Origin of the sequence: Clostridium simiarum (assembly GCF_018919175.1) — a bacterium.
In the GTDB taxonomy this organism is placed as follows: domain Bacteria; phylum Bacillota; class Clostridia; order Clostridiales; family Clostridiaceae; genus Clostridium_L; species Clostridium_L simiarum.
In genome coordinates this window covers 217,266-240,331 of record NZ_JAHLQL010000001.1, presented here as the reverse complement: position 1 = coordinate 240,331, position 23,066 = coordinate 217,266, and the positions used below count along the sequence as shown (strand labels likewise).

The following is a 23,066-nucleotide window of genomic DNA, read 5'->3' as shown; positions in this document are numbered from 1 at the left end:
TAGATAAAATTGAAGAAGCTACTCCAAATATCTTTGGAGTAGCTTCTCTTTGTTATCCTAGGCCATTAATTATAGCCTATTTTGATTTGATAGTTCTGCTTCTGCTTCTATTTCCGCTTCCGCTTCTATTTCTGCTTCTGCTTCACTATTCTCTGGAGGCTAGATCTCTTTGGTAGGATTCTACCATTCTTTTGACCATTTCTCCTCCAACAGAGCCACATTGTCTTGAAGTTAAGTGTCCATTATACTCTTCAAATGGAACTCCTAACTCTTGTGCTACCTCTGTTCTGAATTTGTACAATCCCTGTTTAGCTTCTGGAACTAATCTTCTTGCCATAATTAATTCCTCCTTTGAAACAAGTTTTTTTCAAAACAGTTAATGATGTCTCTCCTTTGTTGCTCACTATTATTGTTACCCGATAGAATATCTTTACTCTATAAAAAATTATCCAAAGGAGTTATGATTATGCAACAAATCTTAATAGTGTAAAATTTTATAATACTAAAATTATATTATTTATACACAACCTTTATAGTTTTAATAGTTTCATGTCCAAAGGTATCTACTGCTTTCAGTTGTATAAACTCTCCATTTTCTACTTTAATTGTTTTTTCAAAGTTATACAGATTAAATTCGTGACCATAGTCTACCTCATTACTAATAGATTTAATAAGTTTTCCATTGATATAGAACTTATATCCCATGCAACTATCTGATACACTACCCTTTATTAGTATTTCTCCATTGTCAGTATAAGCAACACCTTCTTCGTCCACAACAGGTGCTTCTACATTAATAACAGGAGCTTCTGAATCAAGATAAATTTTTACTGAATAGTTGTTTGCATCATATAAACTCTTATCTTCTTGAAGAACTTTAGCAATCTTTCCATTTAAATCTTCTGCATATACTTTTATATAATTTATTCCCTGCTTAAGCTCTTTTGCTTCAACCACAAATTCAAAGCTTAAATCCTCATTAACTTTTACATCCTTATCATTTATCTTAAATACTTTTAGTGGTGCAGATAATTTACCATTTATTAAGAAATTCCCATTGTGGTCTAAACCTTTTTCCGTTAATTCCATATTTGCTCCAGCAAACAATTTATTTTCAAAGTCAATTACCGCTTCTTTAGCTGTTACTAATATATCTTCAACTGTCATATTTCCAGCACCATCTAAAACTGCTAGAGATACATTATAAGCTTCAGTTTCTTTAACATCTATAGATGTAGAGTAAATTTTTGAGTATTTATCATAATATACTTTAGCATCTTCTACAACTTTTCCATCCACTACAATGTTGTTTGTAGCTATGCCTGATAAATTATCCTTAGCTCTCCACTTCACTACTAGCCTATCTCCTAATCTTTGTTTAGAAATTATCTTTACTTCTGGAGCAGTTAAGTCAACTTTTATTGGTATTTCCATTATTTGAGGTTCTTTTCCTTCTATGTCTACATAGGATTTTATAGAAATATAATATTGGCCCTCTTCTACGGCTTCATTCTTTCCTGATAAATTATCGTATACAGTTCCATCCCATGCCAATGAGTTAAATAATTTTGGTTTTTTACCACTACCATTTGAGGTATTATATATATTCTTTCTAACATTTTCTTCTTCATTAACATTTGTTATTATATTTTTGTCTTTGTCTTTTATATCTACACTTACCTTCTTAGCATTTCTTAAGAAGTATAGGTATGGAATTACAGTGTCTCCATAGCCGTCTCCATCTGGTGATATAGCATATTTCTCAATATCATCACCCATAGTATCCATTTCTTCTCCATACTTAGATACTAAACCAGATCTTAAAGCTCCATTATTAATTTCAGCCATAACTGTTTCAGCTTCTTCCCATTCTCCATGGTTAATTATATTTTCTTTACTCCAGTCTCCATAATATCCCATGAAAGGTACTACCAAAGAAGGTACCTCTTCAGTTTTTGAATTAAACTTAACATATCCCTCTAAAAATCTTTCAGTGGATAACTCATTACCTATAGTTAGTGTAACATTTATCTTTGAATTGCTATTAGCTTTTACAGTAACTTCTTTTTGATCAAAGCTAATTTTAGCGTCCTTTGAATCTAAAATAATGTCATGAGCCATTTCTCCATTAGCATCTTTATCTGCCTGTGAAAGAACTCCTTTTAGATTTTCTATAGAATAAGTTACATCTTTATCTCCATAATTATTTAAGTCTATTTGGAAAGAAACTTCCTTTTCCTTTATCTCTTTTAAAGCTACAGATGCTTTTCCATTATAAGTTGCAGTAACCTTATTTTTTATAGCATCTTCAATTTGAATTAATCCTGCCCCTTGCCTTCTTGGTGAGAAAGGAACTCCCTCATTAAATTTATCTATCTTAACATTTGAAGTATTCATAGCTACATTTTTTGCATAATCTATTAATTCTCTTCCTTGTAGATTGCTATTATATCCTTTAATAGCTTGCATTATTAAAGCCATTCCTCCAGCAACATGTGGAGCTGCCATAGAAGTTCCACTCATATTATCATATCTATCTCCATTTACTGTAGAGAATATATTTCCACCAGGTCCAGCGATTTGTGGTTTAAAATCAAGATTAGGAGCAGGACCCCAAGATGTACTATCATCATAATCATCTACCTCAGGATTGTCCTGAGTTATAGTTGCTCCTGTCAGTTTAAGAGTAACCTTTTCTTTATTATCTAAAGCACTAGCTGCTTTTGCCCCTGCATTATTACCTACAAAAATTGCTGGTATTTTAATATTTCCATCTGTGGCCATATTAATTAACGCCTCTCCTCCTGAGGCATGGTTATATACAACTACACCTATTGCGCCAGCATTTTGAGCATTTAGAATTTTGGCTATAAAGTCTAGTTCACCTCTTGAAATTAGAGCAACTTTATTCTTTAAATTCTTCCCCTCAAAGTCCTCTGGCTTTCCAAATCCACAATTAATTATCTCATAGTCTTTCTTCTCTTCAAAAGATACTTGGTGAGTTGAAAAAGTTCCATTTATTTCTTCACTTCCTAAATTAAAAGTAGCACTATATGCTGTAACTTTCTGATTTTGATAGTTAGCTACCATGAAAGCATCCTTTGCTAAAGCAGGAGAGCCAACAACTGATATATCCTTCATAGTACTGTCTCTATAAGGAGCCGTAGAGTAACTAGAGTTTCCAGCAGACACTACTACTAGCACACCCTTATCTGCAGCATTTTTTATAGCTTTTTGTTCCGCATCATCATCATCTTGGAACCCTGCTGCTGAACCTAAGCTCATGTTTATTATATCAGCTCCAAGGGTTACAGAATCTTCTAATGCTGCAACTATATCATCTGTGTATGCATATTTACCTGCCGGTCCATTAGAAAAAGCCTTCATACCTAATAATTGAGCTTGAGGAGCCACACCTTGAATTGCTTGTCCATTTTTTACTTCTTCCTCATCTCCATCTGCAGCAACAATTCCAGCTACATGTATTCCATGTCCACCATCTGGTCTTTTATCTACTATATCATTATTTTTATCTGCATAATTATATCCGAAAGGAATTTTGTCATTAAAATAGGTTTCTGCATTTAAATCTGATTTCAAGGCTCCAGTCTTTTTAAGTTCCTCTACCTTGTCTTTGGATAGTTTTATTTTTGAAATATCTTTAGGAGCTTTTAAATCTTTATGGGTATAATCTATACCAGTATCTATAACTGATACCAGCATCCCTTCCCCTTTTAAATTATACTTCTTCCAAGCATCGAAGGCTTGAGTTAAGTTTTTGGCATAATTCATATCTGTTTCATACTTATTAGCTTCCTTTACTTTCTTAACTCCTGGAATCTCTTTAAGCTTGTCCACTTCTTTTCTTTTTACATCCATGCTAAAACCATTTATGACATTCCCATAGCTATGCCTTATGCTAGCTCCATCAAGTGAACTAGCCGCTGATTTAGCTGCGCCTTGATTTTCTTTTACTGCCCCAATAGCCTGTGGAGTTGCTCTTACTCCCTCCGGCATAGATTCTGCTGCTGACTTGCCCTCTAGTTCAACAACAACCCTAATAACTTCCTCTGGATCTTCAGTCTTTACATCTTCTCTGTTTTTTACTTTTGAAGAATAAATCTGAGCTTTAATGCTTTGAAGGGTTTCCTGATCATAACTTGAGGTATTCCCCTCTAAGGCATTTGCTCTAGGAGTATTTCCAATTACTAAGGACAAAGCTAAAGCCATGCCTAAGAATTTAGACATACCCCTCCTAAAATTTTTGTTCATGTATTATCCCCCTTTTATAAAAATAAATTATTAATAACCATATATTATATGGCTTTAACCTTTTTTTATATATCATATAACAGAAAATTTTTAATATATTTAAGCCTTATTCTAAAGGAACAAAACAATATTTTACCAATTCTATTTAATTTTTCATTAAAAATCTCAGCAAAGTTTTCTAAATTACATACTTTTTTCCCACAAGTTATATCTATTGGTTATTATTACATATTATATAAAAGTTCCATGCAGAATTCAACATATTTTTAAAATAAAATCAATTGCAACTTTTCCTTTTTATTATTTCAATTATTTTGATTACAATTTTTTAAATTGATATCCTTCATTTTTTAAGTAATCAATTATATGGGGCAATGCTTCTAAAGTTGTAGATTTAGTAGAAGAATCATGCAAAAGTATCACAACTTCTTTTTTTCCCAAAACTGTTTCTTTAATTTTCTGCAATTGAGCTTCTAATGGAACTTCATGATATTCAGCATCTCCATTTAAAGCATTCCAATCTATATATTTCATATTTATCTTTTCTAAAACCTTTTTATAAGGGTCCTTATAATTTTCAAAAGACCCTCCAGGGAATCTAAAAAATTTACTTTGATAATCTTCCCCTAATATAGATTTTAAAATTTTTTCCGTTCTTTCTACTTCGTATGTGAAATTTTCTATAGATGAATAGATAACATTAAAATCATGAGAGTAGGAGTGGTTACCAATGGAATGACCTCTATTCTTTATGTCCTTTATAATTTTCTCATTATGCTCCGCCATCTCTCCTGTTACAAAAAATGTTGCTTTAATAGAATTTTCTGATAGTATATCTAAAATTTTAGGAGTTATATTTTTACTAGGACCATCATCAAAAGTTAAATAAGCAATCTTATCTTCCCCTACTTTAGTTTCTTTTTCATCATACTTACCTTCTTCTTTATACTGATTTTTATCCTCTTTCTTATCTCCATAATATAAATCATCAATAGCTTCAGATTCTTTATAATTTATATTTTCATTATCTTCTACACTATGCTGTTTTATTTCTAATTCAGGTTCATAATAAGAGAAGAACAATGATCCTCCTATAAAACCCACAAAGTATAGAGCAATAAAAAATAAAACATATTTTATTTTATAATGCATTTTTAATACCTCTTCTTATCCCTGCTAATAATATTTTTAAAATATCATATGAAAATCATAACATTAAAATGGGTAAAATTGTTAATATTTCGCAAAACAAATCTCCCCTTATTTTTTAAGGAGAGAAGTTCTGCAAATTATATCTTTTCCATATTTTTCTCTTATTTCATCTAAAGTTTTGTCAAGTTTTTCAGAACTCTCAGCTTTTTTGGAAGTTTCTAAGGAAAATAAACTAAGTTGTTCTGTATAAGTATCTGTAAGATTGCTCAAAGTTATACCTAAAAGCCTAATAGGTTCACCCCTCCAACACCTAGTAAATAATTCCAAAACCGTTTCTGAAATAACTTTTGTAGAATCTGTAGGGTTTGATAACCTTTTTTGGTGAGAATAACTTTTAAATTCATTAGTTTTTATATTTACACCTATAGAGTAACAATATTTCTGATTTTTCCGAAGCCTGTACGCCACCTGCTCTGCTACCTCTAAAAGTACCTTATAAGCCTTTTCTTTCCGCATTATATCCACAGGCAATGTGACTGCATTACTTATATTCTTAATACTATCCTCATTATAGTTAACTCTACTATCATCTATACCATTGGCATAATCCCATATAAGTTCTCCACTACTTTTAAATCTCTCCTTTATTATGTCTCTATCATAGTTAGCCAATTCCCCTATAGTAAATATATACATGGAATTAAGCCTTTTCTTGGCACTCTTACCTACCATAAAAAGTTCTTCTACCGGAAGATGCCATAGTTTATCCTTCACTTCCTCCTTAAAAATAGTATTCACTTTATTAGGTTTTTTAAGCTCAGAAGCCATCTTAGCCAACAGTTTATTTGTTGAGATTCCAATGCTAACAGTAAACCCTAATTTTATATTTATCTCTTTTCTTATATTTTCACCTAGAATCAAAGCCTCTTCTCTACTAATTTTACCCATGTCTAAAAAACATTCATCAATAGAATATTGCTGAAGATAAGGAGTGTAATTATACAAAAAAGTCATTAACATTTTACTATATTCTTCATAGATTTTAAAATTAGGTGGTATTATCATTAAGTCCTTATACTTCTTTTTAGCAGAATATAGACTTTCTCCTGTTATTATGCCGTAAGCCTTTGCTTTATTTGACTTAGCAAGTACTACTCCTCTCCTACTTTCTTCATCTCCACCTATAACAGATGCTATTTCTCTTATATCAATAGTTCCCCCGGATCTTAATCTATCCACAGCACTCCAAGATAAATAAGCAGAATTAACATCTATATGAAATATTATACTTTCCATAGCAAAACTACCTCTTCATAATTTAATTAAAAAAGCTTTTCTTAAAATTATTATATCATATTAAAATAAATCTTTATTTTTACTATTTAAATTATAGATAGATCAAGTGATTCAGAAGTCCGGGTAGAGTTTGCTTATAGGAAACTCTCTCCCTTTTGAATCCTAGAAGAGCTTATTTAATGTATCAGTGTTATCCCCAAGGCTCATAGATATCAGGATTAACAATTGTAGCCAGGGCATAAAAACTAAAACTTATTCAAACCCTATTTACTACTTTATTGGAAATTAATAGGGTTTTATGAAAAAATGTAATATTTTTTAGAAAAACTATTGCATTTTTTTCTAATATATTATATAATCTTAATTGTCGCTTAGGGGTATAGCTCAATTGGTAGAGTAGCGGTCTCCAAAACCGTTGGTTGCGGGTTCGATTCCTGCTGCCCCTGCCAGATAAAAAACCAGTAGAATTAATAATTCTACTGGTTTTATTTTATTATCACAATTCCCCTGAATATATTTTAAATTAAAGAAATAAAAGTTATAATACTAATAATATAAAAGTAGTTATAAATCAATGATTTACAACTACTTTTCGCTGTAGGTTAAAAAGGTAAAATTTTATACTAACTCTTTCAAAATTTAACTTTGTAAAATATAAAACTTATATTTATCATTTGATTTAATGCAATCTAGCATAATCTTGAATAAATACAATTAGGAAGATAGTAACCGCAGTAAAAATAAATATTTTATCTATATATTTTTTATTTTCTAATTTACTCCTAAAGCCAATATAAATATACGATTGAATCACACTTAGTATTGGTATGATAGATTTATATAAAGTTATGTTTAAAATTAAAAATACAATACTTTCTAAAAAGAATAAAATATTTAAATTCTTAGATTTATTCAAAATAAGCCCTCCTAATTTTATTTATATCACTAGTTGTATTAAGGATTAAGCTTGCCTCTAACTTCTTTTTTTAATAAACTGCCCTCCTTAAATATTTTAAATTGTGATACCTTACATTTCGCCAAAACTAAATTATATACCCCTTGAGATATAACGCCAGAATACTCCTGCTTAGTTTTATCCTTATCTATAAACATTAAGTGCGGTCTATTTATTCCTACATGAAATATTTCATATCAATATATATGCATTACTAATATTGTAACATGTACAAACGGAAAATTCAGTAAAATATTATACCAAAAGGCAAAATAACATAGCTTAAGAATTATCATTTACCTCTTAAATTATTTTTACCTTACCAATTATAAAAACTTTTAACTTCCAATATAAAAAGCCTTGGATTACTCCAAGACCTTTTACTAAATAATTTCTTTACCAAAGGGCATAAGGGATAACCTTGCCAGTTTTAAACTTTGGGCTGCAAAAGGAAGTCCTACTATAGTTATGGCAAAAATCAGCGCAGAAACTAAATTAGCTAAAGCCAATTCCCATCCTAAAAATATTATCCACAAAAGATTACCTATTAGCCCCATTGTTCCTAATCTTGAGTTTCTAACTTCTCTACCAAATGGAGCTAATTGTAACTTTGCCATTTTAAAGCATTGTTTGCCAAAGGGTATTCCTATTATTGTAATACAGCAAATGAATCCAGATATAACCCATCCTATTGCTCCAAATAAGCCTCCGAAAATAATCCATATAATATTACCTAATGTAGACATAAAAATCCCCCTTTATATACTTAACTACATTAATATATTACTACGAATAGGTAATAGTTCCTATATTATAAGCTTTTATTTCTTAAATCTACATTCATTAAAAGAAAAATAGCCATGAAAAAGCATAAACTTATTTCATAGCCATTTTTTTATTTAGTATTTTTATATATTATCCATATTTGCTAATTGAAGCTGCGTTAAAGTATCATGGATTTTTTCGAAAATAAGACCAGCAACAAACCATACTGGTGCATAGGTAAAGGTGATTAACCCATAAGGTGATAGAGGTTTACCTGCATAATTCCAAGGACAGACACCAAGAACTTTTAACAGAATACTACCTGTAATAAATTCTGTCATAAATATTAGAACCATATATATACCTCCTCTTATAAAAAATGAAAGGTGTCTCGTTCTGTCATGTATAGGTTCTAAAAAAACTGCAAGGCCATATATAAAAAACATCCATATATATGTCCATCCAGTAAGTTTCACATCTCCTTTAACAAGAGAGCCTATTCCAGTCCATAAAACCTCTCCACAGAAGCCTAAAAGTCCATATATTACAAATTTTTTTATCATATATATATCTTTTGTATTTCAATAAAAAATATACCATATTTTTTAAATTTATCTTAATAACATCTATACTTATTTTTCAAAACAATTGAAAACAATTTGCTTTATTTGCTATAATATATACAACATGTTAAATTTATATAAACTAACTTTTTTAAAATTGGAATTTATAATTTTATTAAAAGAGGTATAATATGATTAAAAATTATATGGAAGTCTTTGTAGATAACACACTTTCTGAAGTTATAAAGAAATACAAAAATATCTGTAAGTGTCATTATTGTTTAGAGGATATAAAGGCTATTGCTTTAAACAACTTAAAGCCTATTTATGTATCTACAAAGGATGGTGATCTTTATACTAGAATCAATGAACTTGAATTTCAATTTAAAACAGATATAGTAAAAGAATTAACCTTTGCTATTGAGATAGTATCAAAAAAAACTAGACATGAAGCAAATAGAACCTAGTATTATTTAGGATAACAATAAAAAATCCACCAAAATGAATTGGTGGATTTTTTTATTATTATACTATTTTAAAACCCGCTTCTTTTACTTTTTCTTCAATTAATTCAAAGTTATCAGTTCTCATTCTTACTACAATTTCCATAACATCTATAACACTCTTTGGATCTACTACTACAAAACTGATTATATCTGCATTATTTTCTGACAATATCTTTGAAAGTTTAGATATTTGTCCTGGAATATCATAAGCCATAACAGCCAATCTTTGTCCCTTATTTAGACCGAACAAGGATGTGAACTGTTCAAACACAGCATGGTGAGTTAATATACCCTCAAAGGCACCTTTATTATCTATAACCGCTACAAACGATATATTCATTATCTCCAAGAAATGAACAGCCTTTTCCATTTGTTCCATAGGTAGAATAGTTGGTATATCCTCTCTCATAACTACTTCTACATTAAAATCAGATAAAAAGCACTGCTTATCTTCACATTTTTCATAGTAGAACTCATAAATTCTATCCTTAGAGATTGTTCCGTAAAATTTTTCTCCCTCAGCTACAGGTATAGACAAAAATTTATTTTCATTCATAACTTCTAGAGCATGACCTATAGTAGATTTTGGACTAACAGTTATCAATTTTTCCTTTGGTAACATTATATTTTTTACTAACATTTCCCCATCTCCTTTTTAAAGCAATTAAATTACGATTCAATTAAAACAAATTAGTGCGTTATAAATATTATACATGAAAACATTCTATAAATTCAAACTATTTCTTCAAATGCTAAAATTATAATACTTTTATTTATTTTATTTTCTTAAGAGCATTTATATTTTCTTTAATTAGCTCAATATAATCCTTTTCTCCATCATATTTTACTAAATATACTTTTTCTGTATTAGGGTAATTTACCATACTCTCTAATTCACTTTTTACTTTATTGTCCTTTTCAAAAAAAACTATTGCTTTAGAATCTTTAAACAACTTATTAATATTCTCTTGATTTACCTCTTTATGTCTCATGATCTTAGTATTAATCACTCCTAAATAATTTGTAATATAATCAAATTCCTCTGATGTAATTATTAAGGAGTATGATTTTAACTTATCTGAAACATATTTAATATCCTCTTCTAAATAACCTATTTCTTTTAACTTTTTTTCATAATTTTTTTCATAGAAATCTCTATTAACAGGATCTTTTTCAGCCAAAGCATTTTTTATATTAGATAGTGCTACCTTATACTCTTCTATACCTAACCAATAATAAGGATTTTCTTTAATATCCTTATCTCCGTATCTTTTTCCATTAGTAATATAGTTTAATTTTATCCCTCTTGATACATTTATAGAGGAAACTTTATCTTTTTTTAATTTATATATAAACCCTTCAGCCCAAGGTTCTAAATTTCCTCCATTATAAAAAAACAAATCCTTTTTTTCTATATTTGTTAAACTATCCTCTGTATATTGATAGTTCCAAAGTTCTTCTTCGCTTTTTAACATATATTCTACAGCATGCTTATCTTTTACTAAATCTTTTACCATATAGTAAAGAGGCTTATTTGTAGTAGTTATATTCATATATTTTTCTTTACCAGCCATACCTTCATCTATAGCAGAACTTTTAACTATACCGAACCTATAGGTAGCTGTGAAAATAATTATTATTAATATATTAACAGTTAAAATACTGTACACCCATTTTTTCATCTAATATCACCTCAGAAAAGATGTAATATTTATATAATATACATTATACTATATATTATACTTAATAATATTTATGATGATATATGTTTAATATACCTATCCATTATTTAACAATGATTTTTACTCATAATAATTATACGTTAATTTTCTCCATAAAGATAGCCTTATTATTTTGTTTTTTTAGCCTATTTACGATAAAATACCCAATAATATAAAGTGGAGGTTAAGTAATGAACATAAATTTAGAGGATGTAATAAGCTCTCTCTCTACAGCTTTAGATTTATCACAACTTTCTTCACAAGATAATATTTTGGAAGAAATATCAAATATGCCCTATGATCAAAATAAGTTTTTATACCATTCAAAAACAACTACCTATATAGCTATGGAAATATGTAAAGAACTTAGCATTGATAAAAACACTATAAATCGAACTTACATCTCCTCCATGTTACATGATATTGGAGGAATAAATAATATGCACTCAAATCATAGAAATAATAATTTTATTAAAAACCACTGCATTCAAGGAGCTAATACTCTTAAATATTTTCCTCAATTTAGAGATTTAAATAAAATTATCTTGTATCACCACGAAAATTATAATGGATCTGGTCCTTTGTCCATAACTTCTAATAGTATTCCTATAGAAAGTCAAATAATTAGAATGGCTGATCTAATAGATAGTATTTTTAATAGAAAGACCCCTAGTTATAATCAAAAAAATAATATTATTAACTGGATAAATCAAAATACCAATATTATTTTTAACCCTATGTTAGTAGATATATTTAACCGTATATCAATTAGAGATAATTTTTGGTTCAACATTGAAAACATATCCTTTATTCCAAGCATATTTACTTCAATTATTCCAGACTTAAATATATACATATCTTTGGATGAATTTCGTGAAATATCATTGATATTTGCAAAGATAATTGATAGTATCAGCCCTTTCACCGCAAAACATTCTATAGATATTGGAAATCTAGCTTATATAGTATCAAAATATATAGGTTACGAAGAAGAAAAATGCACTAAAATGGAGATTGCAGGATTTTTACATGATATAGGCAAAATTGCTATACCTCCAGATATATTATCTAAACCTGGCGCCCTTACAAAAGATGAATATTCTATAATTAAGTCTCATGTATATTATACAAACATAATTCTTAAAAATATTAAAAACGCAGAGGATATTACAGAATGGGCTTCTAATCATCATGAAAAATTAAATGGAGATGGCTATCCTATAAGATTAAATGCAAAAAATCTTTCAATGGAAAGTAGACTTCTAGCCGTTTGCGATATTTATCAGGCATTAACAGAAAAACGACCCTATAGAAATGGTCTTTCTCCAAAAGAATCTTTTGATATTTTAGATAAAATGTCAAAGGAAAATCTCGTATGTAATAAAGCTTTAGACATATTAAAAGGGACCTTAAGTTGCAATAATTTAAGTGATAATAAAGGGTGTAAGGCTATATAAGTTACCTGCTCTTTTCTTTTTACATCTTTTGATATAAAATAATCATGTATCCTTTAATTTATTTCTTAGGAGGTGAAGGTGACTTATAGCACCGAATTTATGAAATTTGTTGTAAATAGTGTAGAGGAAACTTTAAATTTAGGAAAGAACATAGGAAAACTCTGTAACCCTGGAGATATTATATGTGTAGTAGGTGACTTAGGTGCAGGAAAGACACATCTTACAAAAGGCATAGCAATGGGCTTAGATGTTAAAGATCATATAACCAGCCCAACCTTTACCATTGTAAATGAATATGATAGCGGTAGGTTAAAATTATATCATTTTGATGTATATAGAGTAAATGATCCTGATGAGATATATGAAATTGGCTTTGATGAATATATCTTCAGTAATGGCGTAAGTATCATAGAATGGGCAAATTATATAGAAAGCCTTATACCGGAAGAGCATCTTAGAATAACCTTACAGAAAAATGTTGATTTAGGAGAAAATATTAGAACAATTGAGCTTTTACCTAAAGGTAAAAGATATGACTATGTAAAGGAGATTAAAATATGAAAGTACTCAGCGTAGATTCTTCTACGGAAACAGCCAGCGTAGCCTTAATAGAAGATGATAAGTTATTAGGTGAAATAAATTTTAATTATAAAAAGCAACATTCAGTATTATTACTATCTATGATAGATAATTTATTAAATAGCTTATCTTTAGATATGGATGAAATAGATGGTTTTGTTATTTCAAAGGGACCGGGCTCTTTTACGGGATTAAGGATAGGTATGGCTACTATAAAAGGAATGAGTCTTGCTTCTAATAAACCATATATATCTTTATCTTCACTAGACGCTTTAGCTTATAATATGTATGGTTTTTCTGGAATTGTATGTTCAATGATGGATGCACTAAGAAATAATGTATATACCTCTTTGTACCAATATGAAGATGGTAATCTTGTTCAAATATTAGATTATAGTGCTATTTCAGTGAATGAATTAATTGATAAGTTAAATTCTTATAATAAAAGAGTTTGCTTTATAGGTGATGCTATAAACTTACATAAAGATATATTAGAAAAAAGTATACCTAATTGTTTATTCGCTCCTTCTCATCTTAATTATGTAAGAGCCGCTTCTTTAGGTGAGCTAGGAATGAAAAAACTAAAATTAGGAGAAAAGGATGATATAAATAATTCTGCTCCTATATATCTTAGAAAATCTCAGGCAGAAAGAGAGTATGAAAAAAAGCAGGTGTCCTTAAATCATGAATAATATTGAAATTATCCCTATGACTTATGACCATATAGATGATGTTTTATCTATTAGCTTTTTGAGTTTCCCCATATCCTGGTATAGAGAATCCTTTATAAGAGAGCTTCAAAATAACTTTGCCTACTATGTAGTAGCTAAATACGAAGGGGATATTGTAGGTTTTGGTGGAACTTGGATTATACTGGAAGAATCTCATATAACAAATATTGCTGTTCACCCTAATTTTAGGGGCCTAGGTATAGGTGAAATTATACTAAAATCTCTTATAAACATAGGCAAAAGCCACGGTATTAATTCTATGACCTTAGAAGTAAGACCCTCAAACACCGCTGCCCTAGGGCTATATAATAAACTTGGCTTCCTTGAAGAGGGAAGAAGGAAAAACTACTACGAAGATAACAAGGAAGATGCCCTGATACTTTGGAAGAGAGATTTTTAACATTATGTTAATTAGCATTAAAAGCCAGCATTTTGCTGGCTTTCTTTTCTTTATTAACTCTAATTTTTGGCGTATTTTTTTTCATCAACTAGTATTTCTTCTTTATGAATAAGAGGTGATACACTCTTATATATTCCTGCTGTAACTATAGAAACCGCTATTCCCTTTAATAAATTAAAAGGTACAATAGCCCAAACAATTAAAGAGCTTAAATCCGTTATATTGCCATTTATTTTACTCCCCATAGCTATTATTGCATCTAAAGGCATCTTAAAAACCTTAGCATAGGTTGGTATTAGTACAAAATAATTTATTAAAGAAGCTAATAATGTCATTGATATAACCCCTATAGTTAATCCTACAATAGCACTCTTTCTAGTCTTATTTTTTCTATAAAAGTACCCTGAAATAAATACCATTACTGAGCCAACTATAAAGTTTGCAGTCTCTCCTACAAGTGCAGTTTGAGTCCCCTTAAATAGTACATGAAGTATATTTTTTAATAATTCTATTACTACTCCCTCTATTGGGCCTAAAGCAAAAGCTCCAATTAATGCTGGAAGATCGCTTAAGTCAATCTTTAAAAAGCTTGGGAATATTGGTAATGGAAAGTCAAAATACATTAATATAAAGGCCATAGCCGCTAATAATGTAATCTTGATTTGTCTGTTAAGACTAAATTTCTTTGTCATGATAAATACCTCCTTAAATAGGTATCCTCAAGGGGGCTAATTCCTAGATTACATATAAAAAAACCCTGACAAAAAGCCAGGGCATAGTAATCCTACTTAGCTTACCTTCTTTCATCCAGACTTTACTGTCGGCCTCGGAATCTAACCGAGTCATGCCATATAGGCTCGCGGGCTTTACCGCCGGTGGGGAATTTCACCCCGCCCTGAAGATAATATATTATATTTGATATACTTATTATATATCACTGTTATAAAAATAACAAGTGTTTTTTATAATTTCATAGAAAGACCTATTCTTTTTCTCTTTTCATCTACTTCAAGAACCTTTACCTCTATTACATCTCCAACCTTAACAATATCCAAGGGGTGCTTTACAAATTTCTCTGACATCTGACTTTTATGAACTAATCCATCCTGGTGTACACCTATATCCACAAAAGCACCAAAATCTGATACATTTCTAACTGTTCCCGTTAATAACATACCCGGTTTTAGTTGGTTAATATCCATTACTCCTGTTTTAAATATAGGCTTTGGAAGTTCCTCTCTTGGATCCCTTCCAGGTTTTTTAAGTTCCTTTATTATATCCATTAAAGTTGGTATCCCTACTCCTACTTTTTCTGATAGATCTTCTATGGATGTATCTTTCATTCTCTCTTCAATATCTTTTAAGCTTCCACTTTTTAGATCCTCTAATTTATATCCTAATATATCCATAAGCTTTTTTGCTGAATTATAGGACTCAGGATGTACTGCAGTATTGTCAAGAGGTTCCTTACTTTCCATAACCCTCAAAAATCCTGCACACTGTTCAAAAGCCTTTTTTCCTAATCGCTTTACCTTAAGCAATTCTTTTCTACTACTAAATTTACCTATTTCTTCTCTGTAATTAACTATATTTTGAGCTACAGCTAAATTAACTCCTGATATATAGGATAATAGTGATGGTGTAGCTATATTAAGATCCACCCCAACCTTATTTACCACATCTTCCACAATACCTTTAAGGGATTCATCTAATTTTTTAGGTGTTATATCATGTTGATATTGTCCTACTCCTATAGACTTAGGATCTATTTTTACTAGCTCTGCCAATGGGTCTTGAAGTCTTCTACCTATAGATATAGCTCCTCTTATAGTAACGTCTAAATCTGGATATTCCTTAGCCGCAAGCTCTGAAGCAGAGTATACAGATGCCCCTGCTTCTGATACTATAACATAATAAACTTCCTTACCCTCTTCTTTTATTTCATTAATAAGAAGAGTTATAATTTCTTCTGACTCTCTACTGGCAGTACCATTTCCTAAAGATATTACATTTACATCATGTTTTAGTATTAATTCCTTTAGTTTTTTAATAGTTCCTTTAACATCATTTTGTGGTGCTGTAGGATAAACTGTAGCTTTTTCTAAAAACTTACCAGTTTCATCAAGCACTGCCACCTTACATCCTGTTCTAAAGCCTGGATCAAAGCCCATAACCACATTATCTTTTACTGGTGATTGCATAAGTAAGGATTTTAAATTAGCCTTAAATATTTCTATAGCTCTTTCTTCAGCAATTTCGGTTAATTCAGCCCTTATCTCTCTTTCAATAGAGGGATAGATCAATCTTTTCAAGGAATCCTTTATACTTTCTTCTATATAAATATCAGTTACGTTATTGCCCTTTAAACACTTTCTTTCTAAGTATTGTATTATGTTATCTTCCATAGAAGTAATTTTAACACTTAGTACCTTTTCCTTTTCCCCTCTATTTATTGCAAGTATTCTATAAGGTGGAATGGTTCTTACTGTCTCTCTATAATCATAATACATTTCATAGGGAGTGGGTTCTTTTGAATTTCCTTTAGTTTCAACTACTCCCTCCTTTTGAAGGTAGTTCCTTATCCATTTTCTAAACTCAGCTTCATCAGATATTATTTCACTTATTATATCCATAGCACCTTGTATAGCTAATTCTTTAGAAGGTACTTCTTTTTCTAAATTTATAAATTTATTAACTTCAACTTCAAAATCTCCATTAAAGTTCCCTTTCCATATTAATCGAGCTAAGGGTTTTAATCCCTTTTCTTCCGCCATGGTAGCTCTAGTTCTTTTTTTAGGTCTAAAAGGTCTATATATATCTTCTACCTCTGTTAAAGTTTCAGATTTTAAAACACTTTCTTTTATTTCTTCTGTAAGCTTTCCTTGCTCCTCAATTAACCTTATAACATCGCTTTTCTTTTCTTCTAAACTTCTTATATAAATTAACCTTTCAGATAATTTTCTAAGGACCTCATCATTTAACCCGCCGGTTCTCTCTTTCCTATATCTAGCAATAAAAGGCACTGTATTTCCTTCATCCAACATTTCAATAACACTTATAACTTGATTTAGTCCTATGGATAGCTCTTTTGACAACTTTTCTTCAATAGTCATTATCATAATTACACCTCATTAAATATAAATTTAAGCTATTCTTTAAGCTTTCCACTGCTACTTTGTTTTAGATATTCATTTATAAATAAATCTATGTCTCCATCCATAACAGCATTTACATTTCCATTTTCAATTAAAGTTCTATGATCTTTAACTAGAGTATAGGGTTGGAATACATAAGACCTTATTTGACTTCCCCATCCCATATCCTTTTGTTCTCCAGTTAAATCTTCAATTTTTTCTTTATGTGCTCTCTCTTTTAATTCTATAAGTTTTGATTTCAATACTTTTAAAGCTACTTCTCTATTAGAGTGTTGACTTCTTTCATTTTGACATTGTACAACTATTCCTGTAGGAATATGAGTTATCCTCACTGCTGATTCAGTTTTATTTACATATTGACCTCCAGCGCCACCAGCTCTATAAGTGTCTAGTTTTAAATCCTCAGGTCTAATATCAATATCTTGACTTTCCTTAAGCTCAGGTATTACTTCCATGGAAGCAAAGGACGTTTGCCTCTTACCATTAGCATTATAAGGAGATATCCTAACTAGTCTATGTATACCCTTTTCTGCCTTAAGATATCCATAGGCAAATTCTCCTGATACTTTTAGCGTAACTCCTTTAATTCCAGCTTCATCCCCTGGAAGATAGTCAAGTATTTCTACTTTAAATCCCTTATCTTCACTCCATCTTGTATACATTCTAAGAAGCATTTCTGTCCAATCTTGAGCATCAGTACCACCTACACCAGCATGAAGAGTTACTATAGCATTGTTTCTATCATATTCTCCAGAAAGAAGGATCTCTATTCTAAAACACTCTATATCCTTTTCTAATTCAGTTATTTCATCTACAAACTCTTTTATGGTACTATCTTCTTCTTCTCTAATTAAACTGCTCAATATTTCTATATCCTCAATTTTTGAATCTATTGAATTATATCTATCTAATTTATCCTTTAACCTTTTACTTTCTTGAGTAACCTCTTGAGCTTTTATATTATCATTCCAAAATCCAGGCTCTTGCATTTTATGGTCATACTCTTCAATAGACTTCCTTATTCCGCGGATGTCAAAGAGAAGCCCCCATTTCCTTTAGAGTTTCTTTAAGTTCTGGAATCTTTGATATCTTTTCTTCTAATTGCAAAATCATACTCTTTCATCTCCTTATTTATATAAAATCTTTATTAAAGAAATATAGATTTGCAGCTTTTGAATAACCGCAAATCTATAATTTAACTAGGCTTCTCTACCACAACAATTTTTATATTTTTTACCACTTCCACAAGGGCAAGGGTCATTTCTTCCAATTTTTTGTTCTTTTCTTACAGGCTCTTTTCTTACTGAAGATTCTTCATAGTTAGTTGAAGTTTCTCTTACCACTTTTTCTCTTTCAGGAGCTCTCTCTACCTGAACATGCAATAGATATCTCACGGTGTCATGCTTTATATTATATATCATTTCATCAAACATAGTGCTACCTTCAAACTGGTATGCTTGTGTAGGATCCTGTTGCTTATAAGCACGCAGTCCTATACCTTGTTTTAAGTGGTCCATATTGTCGATATGATCCATCCACTTAGTATCAACTACCCTTAAGAGAATAACTCTTTCTATTTCTCTCATGCTTTCTGGTCCAAAGTCTTTTTCTTTTGCTTCATATATATCATGAGCTATAGATAGATATTTTTCTTTTATTTCATCATTGGATAATTTTGATACCTCATCAAATTTAAGCATTCCATGAGGTACAAATAAATCTTCCATAAAATTAATTAATTTTTCAAGATCTTTATCAAAGTTATCTTCTACTCCTGATAAATGTGAATCTACCGCATTAAATATAACATCTTTTATCATATCTTGAACTTGATCTTTTAAATTTTCTCCTTGAAGAACTTGTGCTCTTTGACTATAAATAATTTCTCTTTGCTTATTCATAACATCATCATAACCTAAAAGAGTTTTTCTTATATCAAAGTTATTTCCTTCAACTTTCTTTTGAGCATTTTCAATAGCCTTTGTAACCATCTTGCTTTCAATTGGATCATCTTCTTCTAATCCAATTTTATCAACTAATCCTTGCAATTTATCAGTTCCAAAAACTCTCATTAAATCATCCTCTAAGGATAAATAAAACCTTGTAGATCCCGGATCTCCTTGACGTCCTGAACGCCCTCTAAGCTGGTTATCTATACGTCTTGATTCATGTCTTTCTGTACCTATTATCTTAAGTCCACCTAACTTAGATACTTCTTCTCCAAGTTTAATATCAGTACCACGACCAGCCATATTTGTAGCTATAGTAACCATTCCTTTTTCTCCAGCATGGGATACTATCTCTGCTTCCCTTTCATGATATTTAGCATTAAGAACTTGGTGGGGAACTCCTTTTTTCTTCAAAAACGCAGATAAAACCTCTGATTTTTCTATACTAGCAGTACCTACCAATACAGGCTGACCTATTTTATGTGACTCTTCAATATCTTTTATTATAGCATTATATTTGCCCTTTACACTTTTGAATATAGTATCTGGATAATCAATTCTTTCAATAGGTTTATGAGTAGGTATCACAATAACATCTAATCCATAAATTTCTCTAAACTCAACTTCTTCTGTTAGAGCTGTTCCTGTCATACCAGATAACTTATTATACATTCTAAAATAATTTTGGAAGGTTATTGTAGCAAGAGTTTTAGATTCTTTTTCAACCTTAACTCCCTCTTTAGCCTCTATGGCTTGATGTAGACCATCACTATATCTTCTTCCTTCCATAAGTCTTCCAGTGAATTCATCAACTATGATAACCTCACCGTCTTTAACCATATAATCTTTATCTCTTTTCATTACATAGTTTGCCTTCAAAGCTTGAGTTACATGATGCTGAATCTCCATATTCTGAGCATCTGCATAGTTTTCAAGACGGAAATATTTTTCTGCCTTTTTAACACCTTCTTCAGAAAGTATTGCTGAACTAGCTTTTTCATCTACAGTAAAATCCTGCTCTTTTACAAGAGTTTTAACAAAATAATCTGCTACTTTATAAAACTCTGTAGATTTTTCTCCTTCTCCAGAAATTATAAGAGGAGTTCTTGCTTCGTCTATAAGTATTGAGTCAACTTCGTCTACTATGGCAAAGTTTAGTTCCCTTTGAACCTTTTCTTCTTTGTATACAACCATGTTATCTCTTAAATAATCAAATCCATATTCATTATTTGTTCCATAGGTTATATGTGAATTATAAGCTTCTCTTCTTTGTTCAGAGGTTAACCCATGAAGTATTACCCCTACCTTAAGTCCTAAAAATTCATATATTTGACCCATCCACTCTTTATCTCTATTTGCAAGATAATCATTTACTGTTATAATATGAACTCCTTTTCCACTTAAGGCATTTAGATAAGCGGGCAAGGTAGCTACTAAAGTTTTACCTTCACCTGTTTTCATTTCTGAAATTCTACCTTGATGAAGTACAACTCCACCTATAAGCTGCTCTCTAAAGTGTCTCATGCCTAGTGTTCTTACAGAAGCTTCCCTTACAACAGCAAAAGCTTCTGGTAATATATCGTCTAAAGTTTCACCCTTTTCTAACCTATTCTTAAATTCCTCAGTTTTTCCTTTTAGTTCCTCATCACTTAAAGCTTTAATTTGATCTTCCATTGCTTCTATTTTATCTACAATTGGAATAATTCTTTTTACTTCTCTCTCACTATAACTTCCAAAAATTTTATCTAATAATCCCATATTTTCATCCTCACCATTCCGTTGTTATAATAACTCATTTATAAATTATACACTAACACCAGTAAACATTTCAACACCTACTGGTAAAAGTGAATACAATATACATAATATATCAAAATAATAACAGCCCATAAATAGGGCTGTTATGTAAAAATTTTAAGTATACTCTTTTACAAAATTAAAATTCTGGTTCTATTAATCCGTAATTTCCATCTTTTCTCTTATAAATAACATTTACTTCTTCTGTATCTGAATTTTGATATACGAAGAAACTGTGTCCTAAAAGTTCCATTTGTAAAACTGCTTCTTCTGTTGCCATTGGTTTCATTGCAAACCTTTTAGTTTTAACAACTTTAGGTTCTTCCTTTTCATTTTCTTCCGCATATGCTGCTATAGATTGGAATCTTAAGGAATCTCCATTATTTCTTCTTTGAAGTTTTGTTTTTTGCTTTCTAATTTGTCTTTCTATCTTATCTATTACTAAATCGATTGAAGTGTATAAATCCTCAGTAGCTTCTTCACCTCTTAAGATTACTCCATTAAAGGGTATTGTAACTTCTATAATCTGTCTGTTTTTTTGTACACTTAGTGTAGCATGAGCTTCCACCTCAGGATTAAAATACTTTTCCAGCTTTGAGAGTTTCTTTTCCACGGTTTCTTTTAGCGCCTTTGTCAATTCGATATTTTTAGCTATTACTGTTATTTTCATAATTCCAGCCCCTCTCTGCTATGTAGTATCATTAAAATTTTTGTTAAAATGATACTTTATTTATGTTGTTATATATATATATTATATCCTTTTTTAAAATTTAACAAGTGGAATTATGGCAATTTACAAAATATTATGTACACTTATTACTTTATCTCTTAAAAATACTTCTCCTTATATAGAATTTCATCTTTTTTCAAAAAAATAAAGCCCCTAGTTAGAAAATCTAACTAGGGACTTTATTAAAAGCTAGTTGACCTGGTCTTTGACCCCACACCCGCCTGCTGGAGCTTTTGCTACTGGGAATTAACCGCTCACTACTAACCCTCTCATTTTTTATTAAATGGCAGGACTTACCTCTAAGCCGCACCATGCTCATTAGACATTTTATCTAACTTACGTGGATCGTTTCGCCTGCGACTGGCATCGACTTTCAACCACAAACCTAACCTCATAAATATATTATAACTTACTTTTAGCCACAGTCAATATATTAATTTCTTTAGCTCCATTATTTTTTAACTGTTTATAGCAATAATATACTGTAGCTCCTGTAGTTACCACATCATCAATAAGTATTACTTTTTTATCCTTTATTTTATCTTTAAATCTATTATCAAAATAAAAAGCCTCTTTTAGATTTTCCCATCTTTCTTCCGAACTTAAGGTCTTTTGCTCTCTTGTATTATTATTTCTATTAATACAATGTAAAATAGTTTTATTATTATATTCTCTTATTATTGAAGCCAGTATTTTACTTTGATCATAACCTCTAGCTTTAATTCCAGATTTACTAGCGGGTACGTAACATATATAATCAAATTCTATATGTTGTTTATCTATTACTTCTAATATACTATAAGCAAAAAAACGTCCTACATTAAAATCCTTTTTATACTTAAATCTCATTAATAAGTCTCTAATTTCATGAGAATAATATGAAGTTGAATAATATTTTAATACTTCTTCCTCTATTTTTATATAAGAAGACCCTTCTTTTGACTTTATATTCTTCTCACAACATAAACATATAAAATCTTTATTTAATTTATCTTTCCTACAAATTAAACACATACCATCTTCCGGAAATATAATTGA

20 protein-coding genes, 1 tRNA gene and 1 riboswitch are annotated in these 23,066 nt (G+C 30.2%); of the genes, 6 read left to right on the top strand and 15 right to left on the bottom strand.

Annotated elements, in window-relative coordinates:
* Positions 1–145: 145 nt before the first annotated feature.
* From KQI89_RS01120 to KQI89_RS01105, 4 genes are all read right to left on the bottom strand, one after another.
* On the bottom strand, positions 146–337 hold the full coding sequence (locus KQI89_RS01120) for an alpha/beta-type small acid-soluble spore protein (RefSeq protein WP_032121339.1): 192 nt from the start codon (positions 335–337) through the stop codon (positions 146–148).
* 176 nt (positions 338–513) lie between these two features.
* Positions 514–4,272 carry a S8 family serine peptidase gene (locus tag KQI89_RS01115; RefSeq protein ID WP_216455569.1) on the bottom strand — a complete coding sequence of 1,253 codons (3,759 nt, stop codon included), beginning with the start codon at positions 4,270–4,272 and terminating at the stop codon, positions 514–516.
* Between the two features lie 318 nt (positions 4,273–4,590).
* Positions 4,591–5,424 (bottom strand): polysaccharide deacetylase family protein, encoded by an 834-nt coding sequence (locus tag KQI89_RS01110; RefSeq protein ID WP_216455568.1) that lies wholly within the window; start codon positions 5,422–5,424, stop codon positions 4,591–4,593.
* Between the two features lie 108 nt (positions 5,425–5,532).
* Entirely contained in the window at positions 5,533–6,720 is a 1,188-nt protein-coding gene (locus KQI89_RS01105; RefSeq protein ID WP_216455567.1) for a DNA polymerase Y family protein, read from the bottom strand.
* Positions 6,721–7,093: 373 nt separating this feature from the next.
* On the opposite strand from KQI89_RS01105, the gene KQI89_RS01100 reads away from it, so the two are divergent.
* Positions 7,094–7,169 (top strand) — tRNA-Trp (locus KQI89_RS01100).
* 230 nt (positions 7,170–7,399) lie between these two features.
* Here KQI89_RS01100 and KQI89_RS01095 read toward each other — a convergent pair.
* The 3 genes from KQI89_RS01095 to KQI89_RS01085 all read right to left on the bottom strand — a co-directional run bounded on the left by KQI89_RS01095 (position 7,400) and on the right by KQI89_RS01085 (position 9,003).
* On the bottom strand, positions 7,400–7,636 hold the full coding sequence (locus tag KQI89_RS01095; protein ID WP_216455566.1) for a hypothetical protein: 237 nt from the start codon (positions 7,634–7,636) through the stop codon (positions 7,400–7,402).
* Between the two features lie 422 nt (positions 7,637–8,058).
* Positions 8,059–8,421 (bottom strand): YccF domain-containing protein, encoded by a 363-nt coding sequence (locus KQI89_RS01090; protein ID WP_216455565.1) that lies wholly within the window; start codon positions 8,419–8,421, stop codon positions 8,059–8,061.
* A gap of 162 nt (positions 8,422–8,583) precedes the next feature.
* Positions 8,584–9,003 carry a putative ABC transporter permease gene (locus KQI89_RS01085; RefSeq protein ID WP_216455564.1) on the bottom strand — a complete coding sequence of 140 codons (420 nt, stop codon included), beginning with the start codon at positions 9,001–9,003 and terminating at the stop codon, positions 8,584–8,586.
* Between the two features lie 191 nt (positions 9,004–9,194).
* Here KQI89_RS01085 and KQI89_RS01080 point away from each other — a divergent pair, with 191 nt between their 5' ends.
* On the top strand, positions 9,195–9,470 hold the full coding sequence (locus tag KQI89_RS01080) for a late competence development ComFB family protein (RefSeq protein ID WP_216455563.1): 276 nt from the start codon (positions 9,195–9,197) through the stop codon (positions 9,468–9,470).
* Between the two features lie 58 nt (positions 9,471–9,528).
* On the opposite strand, the gene KQI89_RS01075 is transcribed toward KQI89_RS01080, so the two are convergent.
* Together KQI89_RS01075 and KQI89_RS01070 are read right to left on the bottom strand one after the other, a co-directional pair.
* A complete protein-coding gene (locus tag KQI89_RS01075; RefSeq protein ID WP_032121332.1) occupies positions 9,529–10,149 on the bottom strand; it encodes a CBS domain-containing protein in 621 nt (206 codons plus the stop codon).
* Positions 10,150–10,282: 133 nt separating this feature from the next.
* A complete protein-coding gene (locus tag KQI89_RS01070; protein WP_216455562.1) occupies positions 10,283–11,191 on the bottom strand; it encodes a metal ABC transporter substrate-binding protein in 909 nt (302 codons plus the stop codon).
* 230 nt (positions 11,192–11,421) lie between these two features.
* On the opposite strand from KQI89_RS01070, the gene KQI89_RS01065 reads away from it, so the two are divergent.
* The 4 genes from KQI89_RS01065 (at position 11,422) to rimI (ending at position 14,397) form a co-directional block, all read left to right on the top strand.
* Positions 11,422–12,687, top strand: coding sequence for an HD-GYP domain-containing protein (locus tag KQI89_RS01065; protein ID WP_216455561.1), 1,266 nt, complete (start codon positions 11,422–11,424; stop codon positions 12,685–12,687).
* 99 nt (positions 12,688–12,786) lie between these two features.
* Positions 12,787–13,248, top strand: coding sequence for a tRNA (adenosine(37)-N6)-threonylcarbamoyltransferase complex ATPase subunit type 1 TsaE (tsaE, locus tag KQI89_RS01060; RefSeq protein WP_216456634.1), 462 nt, complete (start codon positions 12,787–12,789; stop codon positions 13,246–13,248).
* Positions 13,245–13,958 carry a tRNA (adenosine(37)-N6)-threonylcarbamoyltransferase complex dimerization subunit type 1 TsaB gene (gene tsaB, locus KQI89_RS01055; RefSeq protein ID WP_216455560.1) on the top strand — a complete coding sequence of 238 codons (714 nt, stop codon included), beginning with the start codon at positions 13,245–13,247 and terminating at the stop codon, positions 13,956–13,958. Before tsaE ends, tsaB begins: the two co-directional genes overlap by 4 nt.
* A complete protein-coding gene (rimI, locus tag KQI89_RS01050; protein ID WP_216455559.1) occupies positions 13,951–14,397 on the top strand; it encodes a ribosomal protein S18-alanine N-acetyltransferase in 447 nt (148 codons plus the stop codon). Before tsaB ends, rimI begins: the two co-directional genes overlap by 8 nt.
* A 59-nt stretch (positions 14,398–14,456) precedes the next feature.
* Here the strand turns inward: rimI and KQI89_RS01045 are convergent, their stop codons facing one another.
* The 6 genes from KQI89_RS01045 to KQI89_RS01020 form a co-directional block, all read right to left on the bottom strand.
* Positions 14,457–15,089: an ECF transporter S component gene (locus KQI89_RS01045; RefSeq protein ID WP_216455558.1), complete on the bottom strand. Its 633-nt coding sequence runs from the start codon at positions 15,087–15,089 to the stop codon at positions 14,457–14,459.
* A gap of 99 nt (positions 15,090–15,188) precedes the next feature.
* A riboswitch (FMN riboswitch) is annotated at positions 15,189–15,304 on the bottom strand.
* 55 nt (positions 15,305–15,359) lie between these two features.
* Positions 15,360–17,516 carry a Tex family protein gene (locus KQI89_RS01040; protein ID WP_281418264.1) on the bottom strand — a complete coding sequence of 719 codons (2,157 nt, stop codon included), beginning with the start codon at positions 17,514–17,516 and terminating at the stop codon, positions 15,360–15,362.
* A gap of 29 nt (positions 17,517–17,545) precedes the next feature.
* A protein-coding gene (gene prfB, locus KQI89_RS01035; protein WP_216455557.1) for a peptide chain release factor 2 occupies positions 17,546–18,665 on the bottom strand; the annotation gives its coding sequence in 2 pieces (ribosomal slippage) (positions 17,546–18,586 and positions 18,588–18,665; 1,119 coding nt in all).
* Positions 18,666–18,751: 86 nt separating this feature from the next.
* Entirely contained in the window at positions 18,752–21,259 is a 2,508-nt protein-coding gene (gene secA, locus KQI89_RS01030) for a preprotein translocase subunit SecA (RefSeq protein ID WP_216455556.1), read from the bottom strand.
* Between the two features lie 178 nt (positions 21,260–21,437).
* Positions 21,438–21,968 carry a ribosome hibernation-promoting factor, HPF/YfiA family gene (hpf, locus tag KQI89_RS01025; protein ID WP_032121325.1) on the bottom strand — a complete coding sequence of 177 codons (531 nt, stop codon included), beginning with the start codon at positions 21,966–21,968 and terminating at the stop codon, positions 21,438–21,440.
* A gap of 462 nt (positions 21,969–22,430) precedes the next feature.
* A complete protein-coding gene (locus KQI89_RS01020; protein WP_216455555.1) occupies positions 22,431–23,042 on the bottom strand; it encodes a ComF family protein in 612 nt (203 codons plus the stop codon).
* Between the last annotated feature and the right edge of the window lie 24 nt (positions 23,043–23,066).

Coding starts and splice junctions, on each gene's coding strand:
- KQI89_RS01120 (WP_032121339.1), bottom strand. CDS start 337: ATGGCAAGAAGATTAGTTCCAGAAGCTAAACAGGGATTGTACAAATTC.
- KQI89_RS01115 (WP_216455569.1), bottom strand. CDS start 4,272: ATGAACAAAAATTTTAGGAGGGGTATGTCTAAATTCTTAGGCATGGCT.
- KQI89_RS01110 (WP_216455568.1), bottom strand. CDS start 5,424: ATGCATTATAAAATAAAATATGTTTTATTTTTTATTGCTCTATACTTT.
- KQI89_RS01105 (WP_216455567.1), bottom strand. CDS start 6,720: ATGGAAAGTATAATATTTCATATAGATGTTAATTCTGCTTATTTATCT.
- KQI89_RS01090 (WP_216455565.1), bottom strand. CDS start 8,421: ATGTCTACATTAGGTAATATTATATGGATTATTTTCGGAGGCTTATTT.
- KQI89_RS01085 (WP_216455564.1), bottom strand. CDS start 9,003: ATGATAAAAAAATTTGTAATATATGGACTTTTAGGCTTCTGTGGAGAG.
- KQI89_RS01080 (WP_216455563.1), top strand. CDS start 9,195: ATGATTAAAAATTATATGGAAGTCTTTGTAGATAACACACTTTCTGAA.
- KQI89_RS01075 (WP_032121332.1), bottom strand. CDS start 10,149: ATGTTAGTAAAAAATATAATGTTACCAAAGGAAAAATTGATAACTGTT.
- KQI89_RS01070 (WP_216455562.1), bottom strand. CDS start 11,191: ATGAAAAAATGGGTGTACAGTATTTTAACTGTTAATATATTAATAATA.
- KQI89_RS01065 (WP_216455561.1), top strand. CDS start 11,422: ATGAACATAAATTTAGAGGATGTAATAAGCTCTCTCTCTACAGCTTTA.
- tsaE (WP_216456634.1), top strand. CDS start 12,787: ATGAAATTTGTTGTAAATAGTGTAGAGGAAACTTTAAATTTAGGAAAG.
- tsaB (WP_216455560.1), top strand. CDS start 13,245: ATGAAAGTACTCAGCGTAGATTCTTCTACGGAAACAGCCAGCGTAGCC.
- rimI (WP_216455559.1), top strand. CDS start 13,951: ATGAATAATATTGAAATTATCCCTATGACTTATGACCATATAGATGAT.
- KQI89_RS01045 (WP_216455558.1), bottom strand. CDS start 15,089: ATGACAAAGAAATTTAGTCTTAACAGACAAATCAAGATTACATTATTA.
- KQI89_RS01040 (WP_281418264.1), bottom strand. CDS start 17,516: ATGATAATGACTATTGAAGAAAAGTTGTCAAAAGAGCTATCCATAGGA.
- secA (WP_216455556.1), bottom strand. CDS start 21,259: ATGGGATTATTAGATAAAATTTTTGGAAGTTATAGTGAGAGAGAAGTA.
- hpf (WP_032121325.1), bottom strand. CDS start 21,968: ATGAAAATAACAGTAATAGCTAAAAATATCGAATTGACAAAGGCGCTA.
- KQI89_RS01020 (WP_216455555.1), bottom strand. CDS start 23,042: ATGTGTTTAATTTGTAGGAAAGATAAATTAAATAAAGATTTTATATGT.